This window comes from Allobosea sp. AK1 (assembly GCF_006714945.1).
Taxonomy (GTDB): Bacteria; Pseudomonadota; Alphaproteobacteria; order Rhizobiales; family Beijerinckiaceae; genus Allobosea; species Allobosea robiniae.
Genome location: NZ_VFMG01000001.1, coordinates 1523674 through 1536255 on the forward strand (window position 1 = coordinate 1523674; position 12582 = coordinate 1536255).

The window sequence follows — 12582 nt, forward strand, 5'->3', positions numbered from 1 at the left end:
GATGGTCGGGACAAGCCCGACCATGACCGAGCAGATGCAGCCGCTGTGACAGCCGCCTCACCCCTCCCCCGCGAATCCCAGCGGGATCGCCGAGGTCGATTTCAGCTCCTCCATCGCGAACATCGAGGTCACGTCGCTGAGGTCGATGCGCGAAATCAGCTTCTTGTAGAGCGCATCATAGGCGGCGATGTCCGAGACGCAGGCCTTGAGCAGGTAGTCGATTTCGCCGCTCATCCGGTAGAAATCGACGATCTCCGGAAGGTCCTGCACGGCGGCATGGAAGCGCTCCAGCCATTCCATCGAATGCCGCGCCGTCCGGACAGCGATGAAGACGGTGACGCCGGCCTTGAGCTTGTCGCGGTCGAGCAGGGCGACGCGGCGCTTGATATAGCCGCCCTCCTCCAGCTTCTGCACCCGCCGCCAGCAGGGCGAGGATGAGAGCCCCACCGCCTCCGCGAGTTCAGCCAGCGGCAGGCTCGCATCCTCCTGCAAGCGCGCCAGGATGCGCAGATCGAACGCGTCGAGCTTAGCCATGATACCTCGGAGAATCCGGAATCAACTTCCTTCCAAGGAAGTGAACCCGAGAGAAATTTCCACATATAATTCCATACTGGGCATTATTTTCCAATCGGGGATAAATATTCTCCATCTCCGCAAACCTCTGCCCCCGCCTGTCCCGTATCATTCCCACACTGATCGAAAGGGAATGGCATGCAGGGTTTTCTCAGTGAAGAGCGGCGCGGCGCCGTGTTGCGCAATCTGCGGACCGATGCCGGCACGCTGACGCGCGACTACCTGAGCGCCGCCCGCGAGGTGCTGCAGGAGCTCGTCGCCATGCCCGACCTGGTCCAGCGCCTGCCGCTGGAGCGCAAACCCGGCTGCTACAGCCGCAATCTGCTCGCGGGCAACGACGCCGTCAGCGTCTGGGCGATCGTCTGGGGCGAAGGCTCGGCGACCTCGATCCACGACCACCATTGCTCCTGCTGCTTCGGCGTCGTCTCCGGCACGGTCACCGAGACCTGGTATCGCGCCATCGACACCAACCGCGCCGTCCAGACCGAGGAGCAGGAGCGCCAGCCGGGCTATGTCGCCTGCATGCTGCCTTCAGGCCCGAACATCCACCGCATGCGCAATTTCGGGCCGGGCGAGGCGATCTCGATCCATATCTACGGCTTCGACCACGAGGTCCACGCCTCCTCGATCGAGACCGAATACACCGCCGTCAGCGGCTGAGCTTTTCGCGCCGGCAATCTTATCCCCGGCTTCGCGGCAGCGGCGATGATGCCCTCCTCATCGGGAGGGCATTTTCATGTCGATGCGCGCAATCGGAACCTGGATCGGTCTGGACCACACGGCCGAGCCAAGCCTGGCCGTAACCCGCGAACGCCTGCTGCGCCTCGCGCCTCCCGCCAATACGGCGATCGTTGCCGGCATTGCCGAGCGCTTCGATGACCTGGCCGCTGACCACGCGCTCACGACGCGATTGCGCATCTGCCATTTTCTGGCGCAGGCAGCGCACGAAACCGACGGCTTCCGCACGCTCGAGGAATATGGCGGGCCCCCCTATTTCATCCGCTACGAAGGCCGACGCGACCTCGGCAACACGCAGGCCGGCGACGGCATCCGCTACCACGGCCGCGGCATCTTCCAGCTCACCGGCCGGGCGAATTACCGTCGCTTCGGTCAGTTGCTCGGCATCGACCTGGAGGCCGAGCCCGAGCGGGCGAAGGAGCCCGAGACTTCGCTGCGCGTCGCCTTCGCCTATTGGACCGAGCGCGCCATCAACGTGGCTGCCGATGCCGACGATAGCGAGCGCGTGACGAAGCTGATCAATGGCGGGCGCAACGGACTGGCGGAGCGCGCGCGCTACCTCGCAAAGGCGAAAGAGATCTGGCTGTGAGGGCGTCATCTCCGCAGCCAGAATGAGCGAGCCGACGCTCGTCACGTCCTGCCCCGGAAAAGTTCCATGAGAAGCGGGAATGTCCGCTGGTGCAGACCGCATGTCTGAAGCAGGCACACCGCCTTGCGAGGCGTCCGGCAGCGCCCCATCATCAAATCATGACGACGCTGCCCCAGACCTCGACCGATCATCGCCCACCGCTTTGGGCGGCGCTGGCCATCGCGATCCTCCCGGTGGTGGCGGCGTCGATCGCCGGCAGCGCCGTAACCGTCCCGCAAATCCCGACCTGGTATGCCGGCCTCGTCAAACCGCCTTTCAACCCGCCGAACTGGATTTTCGCGCCGGTCTGGACAGCGCTTTATGCGCTGATGGCGCTGGCCGTATTCCGCATCCTGCGCCTACCGGTCGGCACGCCCGGGCGCCGGCGCGCGCTGCTGGTCTATCACCTGCAGCTTCTGTTCAATATCGGCTGGTCCTTCGCCTTCTTCGGCGCCAACAGCCCGGTGGCCGGCTTGGCCATCATCCTGCCGTTGCTCGTCCTGATCGTGGCGGCGATCGCAGCCTTCCGCCCGCTCGACCGCCTGGCCTCCAACCTGCTCTGGCCCTATCTGGCCTGGGTCGCTTTCGCTACGCTGCTCAACGCCTCGATCTGGTGGCTCAACCGCTAGAGCCTGAACTCAACCGATCGAGCGCTCGATCACCTTCAGCACGGTCGCGCGCAATTCGGCGATGGTGAAGGGCTTGGCCATCACCTCGGCGACGATCGATTCCAGGCTTTTCGCGCGCTCGCGCTGCTCGGCATAGCCGGTCATCAGCATGATCGTCAGCTCCGGGAACTGCTGCTTGGCCGCGAGCGCCAGCGCGATGCCGTCCATCAGGGGCATGCGGATGTCGGTCAGGAGCAGGTCGAAACGGCCCTGCTCGGCAACAAGGATATCGAGCGCCTCGGCTCCATCCGACGCCGTCAGGCAGCTATGTCCATCGAGACCAAGGCCGCGTGCGACAAGCATGCGCAGCGGCTCCTCGTCATCGACGACCAGAATACGCGACATGAAGACTCCTCAGATCCCCGGAAACCCGGCCTGGTCCTCGGTCTCGACCACGCCGACGAAGGGCAGCTGCCGATAGGAATGGGCAACGTCCATGCCATAGCCGACCACGAAATAATCCGGGCATTCGAAGCCGACATAATCCGCCTGGATGTTGACCGCCCGCTTGTGCGGCTTCTCCAGCAGCACCGCGGTCGACACCTTCGCGGCGCCGCGCGCCGCCAGCAGGTCCTTGGCGAAGGCCAGCGTCCGGCCGGATTCGAGGATGTCGTCGACCAAGAGCACGTCGCGGTCGCGCACTTCGCTCTGGACGTCGCGCAGGATCTCGACCTGGCCGGAGGAAACGGTTCCCGAGAGATAGCTCGACAGGTGAATGAACTCGACCTGGGGCGAGAGCCCGACGCGATGCATCGCCCGGATCAGGTCGGCGGCGAACATGAAGCTGCCCTTCAGGACGGCGACGACGAGCAGATCCTTCGGCGCGCTGGCTGCGATGGCCTCGGCCATTTCCTCGTTGCGCCGCGCGATCGCCGCTTCGTCGTAGAGAACCCTGATACGCCGTTCCGGCATGATGACTCCGTTTCGATATCCGGCCGCAACCGGCCTCGCATGACGCCGATGCGCCGAAGGCCTGATGAGGCGATGATGTGTGGACACCTCCGGCTGCTGGGCCGGCCCGGTCGACAGGCCCTGTCCTAGCAGCCTCAGGGCTTGCTGGCGAGATTGGCCATAGTTGCAGCCGAGGTGAAGCGCACCCTGACCGACTGTCCCTGCTCAGGCGGCGAGGCCAGCCGCGCCCGGAAGCGGATGAGTTCGGCCGGCTCCAGATTCGCGCGCGGCGGTTCGGTCGTCCAGGTGTAGAGCGTCGCGCCGCCGGCATCCTTGACCGCAACCTCGATCAGCGGCACCGCCGTCTTGCTCCTGGTGATATTGGTGACATCGCCCTCGACCACGAGAAAGCGGTTCTGCCCGTCCTCGACGAGGCCGCTTTCGATGGAGCTGAGGCTGAGGCCCCAGACGTTGACGGGCATCCCGATCGTCTCGAACAGGCCCGCAAGCTGCGGCGCGACGCGGACCGCGGCCTGGCGCTGCCAGACCACGGTACCGAGCAGGGCCAGCCCCGCGAGCGCCGCGGCAGCCGGCAGCCCGGCTCCCCCGCGACGCAGGAAAGGGCCCGATATCCTGCGCGGCTTGCCGGAGGACCTGGCCCGGCGCATCGGCGCTGCGACCGGCAACTCCTCTACGGAAGAGGGATGCTCCGAGCCATGCTCCCCGCCAGCCTCGGCGGCGAGGGCTGTGATTTCGGCATCGATCGCGGCGGCACGCTCCAGCTCCTCGGCGAGCAGAGCCTGGGTCTCGGCCTCGCTGGGAGGCTCCGGGAAGGCACCGGGCTCGACATGCCACGAGGTCCTGCAGCCGGCGCAGCGCACCTTGCGCCCTTCCGGCCCCAGTTTGGCCGCGTCGAGTTCATACTGGCTCGCGCAGGATGGGCAGACGATCAGCATGGGTGCGAGCCTACTCCTTCAAGGGCGCCGCATGAGGGCAGCCGTTGCGCGCAATTCAGTTGGCGGGATTCATGGTTAACGCCCCGTGAAGAATCTCTGGGGCAATCTGTCCGCATCACGGCCTTTCCGCGCGCGACGGCTTGCGGTGTAGGATCGGATGCGGATTCGCAAAAGACAGGTTCAGCGAGGAAGACCGTTTGGTTCGGTTCGAGAATGTCGGCCTGCGTTACGGCATGGGCCCGGAGGTGCTGAAGGACATCAACTTCAGCATCGAGCCGCGCTCGTTCCAGTATCTGACCGGCCCCTCCGGCGCCGGCAAGACGACACTGATGCGCCTCATCCTGATGGCGCTGAAGCCCACGCGCGGGCTGGTCAACCTGTTCGGCCAGGACGTCTCGCGGCTCGATCCGGACACCCTCACCGCCTTCCGCCGCCGCATGGGCGTGGTCTTCCAGGATTTTCGCCTGCTCGATCACCTGACCGTCTACGAGAACGTCGCGCTGCCGCTGCGCGTCCTCGGCAAGGAGGAAGCGAGCTATCGCGCCGAGGTCGTCGAGCTGCTGCGCTGGGTCGGCCTCGGCGAGCGCATGCATGCCGTCCCGCCTGTTCTCTCAGGCGGCGAGAAGCAGCGCGCCGCCATCGCGCGCGCCCTGATCAGCCGGCCCGAACTCCTGCTCGCCGACGAGCCGACCGGCAATGTCGATCCCGGTCTCGGCCGGCGCCTGCTGCGGCTGTTCATGGAGCTCCAGTCGCTGGGTACCGCCGTCATCATCGCGACCCACGATCTCAACCTGATGGAGATCTACGACGCGCCGCGCCTCGTGCTGGCCGATGGACACCTCCATGTCGACGCCTGAAGCCAGCGACCGGGAGCCCGGACGGCGGCCGCGCGGCCTGCCTGCCAATCTCCGGCGGGACCAGCCACTCGTCCCGATCGACAATGTCGCCGGCCGCGCGCTGATGGCCGTGATCGCCATCCTCACCTTCCTGGCCGCGCTGAGCGCCGGTGCCGCCGTCCTCGCCGCGCGCGCTTCCGACCAGTGGCGCGGCGCCATCTCCAACGAGATGACCATCCAGGTCCGCCCCGATTCGCACCGCAAGATCGACGACGACGTGGCGCGCGCCGTCATGCTGGCGAGCGGGCTGAAGGAGGTCGAAAGCGTCCGCGCCGTGCCGAAGGCCGAATCGGACAAGCTGCTCGAACCCTGGCTCGGCACCGGGCTCGATCTCGTCGAGTTGCCGGTCCCGCGTCTCATCGTGCTGAAGCTGAAGGCCGACGCCGCTTCCGATCTCGCCGGCTTCGGCGCGGAGCTGCGCCGCGAGGTACCGACCGCGACGCTGGACGACCACCGGCTCTGGGTCAGGCGCCTCTCTGCCATGGCCGGAACCATCATCGCCACGGGCTTCGCGATCGTCCTGCTCGTCCTGACGGCGGCGGCGCTGGCCGTCGCCTTCGCCACGCGCGGCGCCATGGCCGGCAGCCGCGACAGCGTCGAGGTCCTGCATTTCGTCGGGGCCAATGATGATTTCATCGCGCGGGAATTCCAGAGCCGCTTCATCCGGCTTGGCCTCAGGGGCGGGCTCTTCGGCGGCCTCGCCGCCATCGTCACGATCGGCGTGCTCGGCTTCATCGCCTCGCGCTGGAGTGCCACGCCGGAAGCGGAGCAGCTGCAGGCCCTGTTCGGCGCCTTCGAGATCGGCTGGACCGGCTACGGAGCGGTCATCCTCGTCGCGCTGGTCGTCGCGGTGATCGCCGGGCTGGTCTCGCGCTTCACCGTGCGCCGCCACCTGAGGATGCTGGCATGAGCATCCCGCTGGCTTCATGGCGGCAACCAGGTCTTAACGCATGCGGCAAGACCGGACAGGGGCCTGCCGCTGTTATGCCCGATTGGCGCGCTAGGACGGCGACGTCATGGCCATGATCGGCAGCACAAACGACCATCTCGCGATGGCGCCTTCCGATTCCGCGCCCCGGAGGGACATGCCCGCGCGATCGACCTCGCTCCGCCGCGTTCTCGGGTTGACGGCGGCTGCCATCACTTGCGCCGGCGCCCTGCTCTTGGGTATCGGCTATATCCGCTTCGCCGCGATGATCGATGCGCGCGAGCCGGCAAGCACACCGCGCACCGATGCGATCGTCGTGGTCACCGGCGGCGCCCAGCGCATCGGCGATGCCATCGGCCTGCTCGGCGCTGAGCGCGGGGAGCGCCTGTTGATCAGCGGCGTCAACGAGAAAACCGGCCGTGAGGAGCTCGCCAAGCTGAACCCGGCCTCGCGCGACCTGCTCTCCTGCTGCGTCGATCTCGACTACCGCGCTCGCAATACCATCGGCAACGCCATCGAGGCCCGGCGCTGGGTCCGCCGCCACGGCTTCCGCTCGCTGCTCGTGGTGACCTCGAATTATCACATGCCGCGCACCCTCGTCGAATTCGCCCATGCGATGCCGGGCGTCCAGCTCGTTGCCCACCCGGTCGTGACCGAGCATGTCGACACCTCCGGCTGGTGGAACCGCTGGTCGGTCGTCAGGATGCTCGCGCCGGAATATGCGAAATACCTCGTCGCGCGCCTGCGCAGCCTCGTCGAAAGCGATCCGGAGACCTCGCGTCTCTCGGTGATCATCGGCGGCCGCAAGCCGGTTTCGCCGAAGCCCGCCGACACGCTCGGCCCCGCCGCCGAGAAGCGCTCCCGCCTTCTGGAGCAGCATCGCCACGAAGGTTGAGGCCGAACCGATAGCCAGAGCTTGACCGGAAGCGCGTCTCGGGCTCATTGCGCAGCATGCTCGTCCTGCGCTCCCTCGCCTTCAATATCCTGTTCTATGCCAATCTCACCCTCTGGCTGATCTTTGGTGTCCTGCCTGCCCTGCTTCTGCCGAAGCGCGCGATTCTGGCGGTTGCGATCGGCTGGGCTCACTCGGCTCTGTGGCTGATGCGCGTCGTCGCCGGCACGCGCTGCGAGATCACCGGCATCGAGAACGTTCCGCAGGGCGGCCTGATGGTCGGCGCCAAGCACCAGTCCTTCCTGGAGACCTTCGCGCTGGTCACGGTCTTCCGCAATCCGGTCTTCATCCTCAAGCGCGAACTGACCTGGATCCCGGTCTTCGGCTGGGCCCTGACGAAGATGCGGATGATCCCGGTCAACCGCGGAGCGCGGGCCCGCGCCCTGTCCGACGTCACGCGCCGCGCCAAGATCGAACTCGGCCAGAACGGCCGTCAGCTGCTGATCTTTCCGGAAGGCACCCGCCGGGCGCCCGGTGCCCCGCCGGACTACAAATTCGGCGTCGCCCATCTCTATGGCGAGCTCGGCGTGCCCTGCGTGCCGGTCGCTCTGAACACCGGTCTCTACTGGCCCCGCCGCAAGTTCCTGCGCCGCCCCGGCACCGTCCGCATCGAGATCCTGCCGCCGATCGAGCCGGGGCTCGACAAGGCGACCTTCCAGCGCACCCTGCAGGAACGCGTCGAGACGGCGAGCGACCGGCTCCTCGCGCAAGGCCGCGCCGAGCTTGCGGCGCGCGGGATGGACCCGCTCGCCAACTCCTGACACTCCCTGACAGCATCCCGCAGGCCGAAACGCGGTTTCGCTTCCGGCAGCGCTTGACTTATCCCCATGTCGTTCCCATTTTGTTCCTATCACAGGAGGAACGGACATGGCCGCTCTCGCCTATCGCGACACACCCGATCTGTTCGACGAGGCGCCCGCCGCCCGCGAAATGCCCCTGCGCAGCACCGCGGCGCTGAGCGAACGACGCTTCACCGCCTGGCGCGGCCGCTCTGGCCGCCGCTATGTCGCCTCGGTCTTCGCCGTCGACGACACGCATGCGCTGGGCTTCACCGATGCGGTCCTGCTCGCGGTCTCCAGCGATCGGCGTGTCATCGCCGCCCGCGACTCCGGCCCCTTCGGCATCGAAGCCGCGCTCGGCCGCTGGCAGCGTTCGATCATGGCCGCCGGCGCCTGCGAGATCCATGTCCACCTGCTCGCCGAGGACGGGATGAGCCGCCGTGCCGCCCTGCTCGACCTGATGCCGGAAGCGAACCCGGAAGGGTGAAGATTCAGGGCTGTGCCGCAGGCACGATCAACCCGCCAGCGGCGGATGCGGCGCGCCGAGGCCTGGCGCCAATTGCTGGGCCAATCCGGCCAGGACCGGATCGAAAATGCCCATCTTGCGCAGATGCTCATGCGTCTGCAGCACGTAGTCGGGGTTCTCGCCGGACTGGCCCCTGCCCTCGCGAACGAGCTTGAGCAACTGCGCCGGCGGCAGCTTGCCGGCATATTGCAGGTGCTTGCGGTCGGCGACATAGACGATCCCGCGCACCTGCCGGCCATCCTCCAGTTTGAGCTGGACGTGGCGCTCGAGATAGACCGCCGTCGCCTGCTCGCGCGCCCGGAGATAGTCCACGGTCTCCTGCGCCTGCCCGGCCGCGACGCGGAAGGCGAGACCGCGGCAGACCCCGCCGCGATCGAGCCCCAGCACCAGCCCCGGCCGCTCCGGCGTGCCGCGATGCACATGCGAGAACACGCAAAGCGAGCGGTGATAACCGTGGAGGCGGGCCTGCACGCTCTCCTCGAAAGCGAAGCCCGGCCGCCAGATCAGCGAGCCGTAACCGAAGACCCAGAGATCGGTCGCGCCGAATTCGGTCGTCATCCTCGTCCCATAATTTGGCCGCGTCGGCCTGCTTGCTGAGCTTGCCGTTTCGGTCGGGTCGCTTGCTCTGGCGCCTTCCCGTCCGGCGAGCTAAACCATCGGGCCGAAGAGCGTCATCCGCTTTTCGAGCAAATCCGGTGCCACGCCAACGTGATAGACCGCCCGGCAAAGCCGTCCGGGCGATCTAGCGATCCGCCCGCCTCCGCGCAAGGAATGCCTGCCGCATGACCGATCCCCTCCCGACGCGCCGCCGCAGCCGCTTCTGGCTCTACGGGCCTTTCATGCTGCTCGTCGTCTTCGCCGCCGCCTGGTCCGCCTTCTGGTTCTATGCGCGTGGCCGCATCGCGACCGAGATCGACGTCGCGCTCGCGCGCGAGGCCGAGCGCGGCCGCACCTGGACCTGTGCCGACCGCAGCATCGGCGGCTTCCCCTTCCGCATCGAATTGCGCTGCAACGCGCTGACCCTGACCTCGACCCGCTGGGGCGATGCGGTGCGCGTCGAGACGGGGCCGACCGTCGCAGTCGGCCAGATCTATTCGCCCGGCCTCGTGATCCTCGAAGTGTCGAGCCCGGCGAAGGCGCTCCTGCCGGAAGGCCGCGTGCTCGACCTGACCTGGAAGAGCCTCGATGCCAGCTTCGCCTGGCGCAGCCCGGAGCGCTTCGCGCTCGTCGCCAGCGAGCCGCGTGGCGTGCTGACAACGCCCAGCCTCACTGCCGAGAACTGGGGCGCCGCCACGCTCGAAGCGCATCTGCGCCGCAACCCGGCCCGGCCCGCAACCGATCAGGCCGTCGACATCGCCATCGCCGCCAAGGGCACGATCCTGCCGCCGATCGATGCCCTCCTCGGCAACACGGAAGCCGGCGAGATCGACCTGCAGGCGACGCTCACCCAGGCCGAGAGCTTCCGCAAGGGCTTCAACCCCGACGCGCTCGAGAGCTGGCGCGCCGCCAACGGGACGTTCGATTTGACCCGCCTGGTCTCGACCAAGGGCAAGGCCCGCGTCGACGGCAGCGGGCAATTGCTGCTCGATCCGCTGCACCGCGTCGCCGGCGACCTCCAGTTGGCCGCGGCCGGCATCGAGCAGATCGGCGGCTTTCGTATCGGCAACCTGCTCGGCGGGCTCGGAGGCTTCCTTGGCGGGCGCGGCGGCAACACTGCCACGGCACCGGGCCTGACCACCCTGCCTCCGGTCTCGCTGCGCGAAGGCCGGGTCTTCATCGGCCCCTTCCGCCTGCCGCTCCAGCCGCTACCGCCGTTGTACTGACAAAAAAGGGGCGCCTCACCGCGCCCCTTCAAACTCTCGCTAGCGAAACCGGTCAGGCCGCCGGCAGGGCCGCGCGCGGCGCCTCGATGCGGGTGATCGCCTTCTTCACGGCCTCCTGCACCTTCTCGAAGGCGCGGACCTCGATCTGGCGCACGCGCTCGCGCGACACGCCGAACTCCTCGGAGAGCTGCTCCAGGGTGATCGGGTCCTCGGCCAGGCGGCGCGCCTCGAAGATGCGCCGCTCGCGCGGATTGAGCACCTCAAGCGCCTCGCGCAAAGCCGAGTGGCGGTTGTCAGCCTCCTCGGAATCGGCGAGGCGGCGCTCCTGGCTTTCCGAATCGTCGACGAGCCAGTCCTGCCACTCGCCCTCGCCATCCTCGCGCAGCGGCGTGTTCAGCGAAGCATCACCGCCGAGGCGGCGGTTCATATCGACGACATCCTGCTCGTTGACGCCGAGCTTGGTCGCGATCTGCTTGACCTGATCCGGGCGAAGATCGCCTTCGCCCAGCGCCGAGATCTTGCTCTTGGCCTTGCGCAGGTTGAAGAACAGCTTCTTCTGGTTGGCGGTCGTGCCCATCTTCACCAGCGACCACGAGCGCAGGATGTATTCCTGGATCGAGGCCTTGATCCACCACATCGCATAGGTGGCCAGCCGAAAGCCCTTCTCGGGCTCGAAGCGCTTCACCGCCTGCATCAGGCCGACATTGCCTTCCGACACGACCTCGCCGATCGGCAGGCCGTAGCCGCGATAGCCCATGGCGATCTTGGCGACGAGGCGCAGGTGCGAAGTCACGAGCTGGTGCGCCGCATCGCGGTCGCCATGCTCGCGCCAGCGTTTGGCCAGCATGTATTCCTGGCTCGGTTCCAGCATCGGGAACTTGCGGATTTCATCGAGATAACGTGACAGTCCGCCTTCGGCGGACAGGACGGGCAGCGAAGCACTCGCCATGCTCGTTCTCCTCATCGAGGCCCCCGCTTGGCGGCAGGCCCTCCGCGCGATCAACCTTCGCGCAGGCTTCGGATTCGGCAATACGATCCAACGCGGGAACCTGTCATCGGTTCGGTCGGAACGCTCGCTTGCGGCGCCCCCTTGGCCATCCGCATCCGAACAGCCCCAGTATATGCGAACTCACTCTGGCGGAAAGGTGGCAAAACCGCCGGATTCGCTCACAGCCTCGCGAGTGCTGCTTGCAGATTCGCAAAATCCTCGGGCGGCTCGGATTCGAACAGCATCTCTTCGCCGCTGGCGGGATGCTCGAAACCGAGGATCGCCGCATGCAAAGCCTGCCGGCCGAGCGCGGCCAGCGCTGCCTGCGCATCTGCAGGCAGACGAACCGCCTTGGTGGCGAAGCCCGAACCGTAGAGCTGGTCGCCCAGCAGGGGATGGCCGATATGGCTCATATGCACGCGGATCTGATGCGTGCGCCCGGTTTCCAGCCGGCATTCGATCAGGCTCGCCAGCGGTTCGGTCTCGTCTAGGCCTTTCAGCAGGGGCGGATAGCGCTCGATCAGTTCGATATGGGTGATCGCCTCGCGCCCACGCCCCTCCTTCACCACGGTCATCTTCTCGCGGTTGCGGGTCGAGCGTTCGATCGGCGCGTCGATCGTTCCTTCGCGCAGGCGCGGCACGCCCCAGGCGATAGCGAGATAGGCGCGCTGAAGCGGCCCGGTGCGGCCATGATCGGCGAACTGCTTGGCGAGCTTGTGATGCGCCCGGTCGTTCTTCGCGACGACAAGCAGGCCGCTGGTGTCCTTGTCGAGCCGGTGCACGATGCCCGGCCGCCTGACGCCACCGATGCCGGAGAGGCTCTCGCCGCAATGGGCGATCAACGCGTTGACCAGCGTGCCGTCCTCATGTCCGCCAGCCGGATGGACCACGAGCCCCGCCGGCTTGTCGATGACGATCAGGTGCTCGTCCTCGTAGACGACATCGAGCGGGATATCCTGCCCGATCGGGTCGGCCGGCTTCGCCGCCGGCATGACCAGGGCGATCGTGTCGCCTTCGACCACCTTGCGGCTGCCGTCGCTGAAGACGGCGCCGTTGAGGCTGACCCCACCTTCCTTGATGACCTGCTGCAATCGGGCACGCGAAATCTCGCCGGCGAGCAGGGTGAGCGCCTTGTCCAGCCGCTGGCCGGCCTGCTCGGGGCCGACCGTCAGGGTCACAGTGGCATTCGGATCGAGAACGGATGTCATAGCGCCGCTATAAGGCGCATGGCTGCCC

General features: G+C 67.1%; 16 protein-coding genes. 9 read left to right on the plus strand and 7 right to left on the minus strand.

Annotated elements, in window-relative coordinates; translation table 11 throughout:
- Nucleotides 1-57 precede the first annotated feature (57 nt).
- Nucleotides 58-534, minus strand: a complete 477-nt coding sequence (locus tag FHT98_RS07710) for an Lrp/AsnC family transcriptional regulator (RefSeq protein ID WP_061970596.1) — start codon at nucleotides 532-534, stop codon at nucleotides 58-60.
- A gap of 177 nt (nucleotides 535-711) precedes the next feature.
- Here FHT98_RS07710 and FHT98_RS07715 point away from each other — a divergent pair, with 177 nt between their 5' ends.
- The 3 genes from FHT98_RS07715 (at nucleotide 712) to FHT98_RS07725 (ending at nucleotide 2568) form a co-directional block, all read left to right on the plus strand.
- Nucleotides 712-1233 carry a cysteine dioxygenase gene (locus tag FHT98_RS07715; protein ID WP_091856820.1) on the plus strand — a complete coding sequence of 174 codons (522 nt, stop codon included), beginning with the start codon at nucleotides 712-714 and terminating at the stop codon, nucleotides 1231-1233.
- A 76-nt stretch (nucleotides 1234-1309) separates the two neighbouring features.
- Nucleotides 1310-1900, plus strand: a complete 591-nt coding sequence (locus FHT98_RS07720) for a glycoside hydrolase family 19 protein (RefSeq protein ID WP_210244342.1) — start codon at nucleotides 1310-1312, stop codon at nucleotides 1898-1900.
- A 158-nt stretch (nucleotides 1901-2058) separates the two neighbouring features.
- The gene (locus FHT98_RS07725) at nucleotides 2059-2568 is read left to right on the plus strand and encodes a TspO/MBR family protein (protein ID WP_142113494.1); all 510 of its coding nucleotides are present in this window, start codon (nucleotides 2059-2061) and stop codon (nucleotides 2566-2568) included.
- A 9-nt stretch (nucleotides 2569-2577) separates the two neighbouring features.
- Here FHT98_RS07725 and FHT98_RS07730 read toward each other — a convergent pair whose 3' ends face one another.
- The 3 genes from FHT98_RS07730 to FHT98_RS07740 form a co-directional block, all read right to left on the minus strand.
- Entirely contained in the window at nucleotides 2578-2952 is a 375-nt protein-coding gene (locus FHT98_RS07730) for a response regulator (protein ID WP_142113496.1), read from the minus strand.
- A gap of 9 nt (nucleotides 2953-2961) precedes the next feature.
- Nucleotides 2962-3519, minus strand: coding sequence for a hypoxanthine phosphoribosyltransferase (gene hpt / locus FHT98_RS07735; RefSeq protein ID WP_061970588.1), 558 nt, complete (start codon nucleotides 3517-3519; stop codon nucleotides 2962-2964).
- A gap of 134 nt (nucleotides 3520-3653) precedes the next feature.
- Nucleotides 3654-4454, minus strand: coding sequence for a zinc-ribbon domain-containing protein (locus FHT98_RS07740; RefSeq protein ID WP_142113499.1), 801 nt, complete (start codon nucleotides 4452-4454; stop codon nucleotides 3654-3656).
- 233 nt (nucleotides 4455-4687) lie between these two features.
- Between FHT98_RS07740 and ftsE the strand changes: the two genes are divergently transcribed.
- The 5 genes from ftsE (at nucleotide 4688) to FHT98_RS07765 (ending at nucleotide 8496) form a co-directional block, all read left to right on the plus strand.
- Nucleotides 4688-5311 (plus strand): cell division ATP-binding protein FtsE, encoded by a 624-nt coding sequence (gene ftsE, locus FHT98_RS07745; RefSeq protein ID WP_082617647.1) that lies wholly within the window; start codon nucleotides 4688-4690, stop codon nucleotides 5309-5311.
- Complete coding sequence (locus FHT98_RS07750) at nucleotides 5298-6260, plus strand: cell division protein FtsX (RefSeq protein ID WP_061970734.1); 963 nt, start codon at nucleotides 5298-5300, stop codon at nucleotides 6258-6260. The genes ftsE and FHT98_RS07750 overlap by 14 nt, the downstream gene beginning before the upstream one ends.
- 175 nt (nucleotides 6261-6435) lie before the next feature.
- A complete protein-coding gene (locus FHT98_RS07755; protein ID WP_142113501.1) occupies nucleotides 6436-7173 on the plus strand; it encodes a YdcF family protein in 738 nt (245 codons plus the stop codon).
- A gap of 56 nt (nucleotides 7174-7229) precedes the next feature.
- Nucleotides 7230-7991 carry a lysophospholipid acyltransferase family protein gene (locus tag FHT98_RS07760; protein ID WP_142113503.1) on the plus strand — a complete coding sequence of 254 codons (762 nt, stop codon included), beginning with the start codon at nucleotides 7230-7232 and terminating at the stop codon, nucleotides 7989-7991.
- A gap of 106 nt (nucleotides 7992-8097) precedes the next feature.
- Nucleotides 8098-8496 carry a hypothetical protein gene (locus tag FHT98_RS07765; protein WP_091856816.1) on the plus strand — a complete coding sequence of 133 codons (399 nt, stop codon included), beginning with the start codon at nucleotides 8098-8100 and terminating at the stop codon, nucleotides 8494-8496.
- Nucleotides 8497-8523: 27 nt separating this feature from the next.
- Here FHT98_RS07765 and FHT98_RS07770 read toward each other — a convergent pair whose 3' ends face one another.
- Nucleotides 8524-9093 (minus strand): gamma-glutamylcyclotransferase, encoded by a 570-nt coding sequence (locus FHT98_RS07770; protein WP_061970581.1) that lies wholly within the window; start codon nucleotides 9091-9093, stop codon nucleotides 8524-8526.
- 224 nt (nucleotides 9094-9317) lie between these two features.
- Between FHT98_RS07770 and FHT98_RS07775 the strand changes: the two genes are divergently transcribed.
- Nucleotides 9318-10358 (plus strand): DUF2125 domain-containing protein, encoded by a 1041-nt coding sequence (locus FHT98_RS07775; protein WP_142113505.1) that lies wholly within the window; start codon nucleotides 9318-9320, stop codon nucleotides 10356-10358.
- Between the two features lie 52 nt (nucleotides 10359-10410).
- Here the strand turns inward: FHT98_RS07775 and rpoH are convergent, their stop codons facing one another.
- The gene (rpoH, locus tag FHT98_RS07780) at nucleotides 10411-11307 is read right to left on the minus strand and encodes an RNA polymerase sigma factor RpoH (protein ID WP_061970578.1); all 897 of its coding nucleotides are present in this window, start codon (nucleotides 11305-11307) and stop codon (nucleotides 10411-10413) included.
- A 218-nt stretch (nucleotides 11308-11525) separates the two neighbouring features.
- Nucleotides 11526-12554 carry an RluA family pseudouridine synthase gene (locus FHT98_RS07785; RefSeq protein WP_113586555.1) on the minus strand — a complete coding sequence of 343 codons (1029 nt, stop codon included), beginning with the start codon at nucleotides 12552-12554 and terminating at the stop codon, nucleotides 11526-11528.
- Nucleotides 12555-12582: the final 28 nt, after the last annotated feature.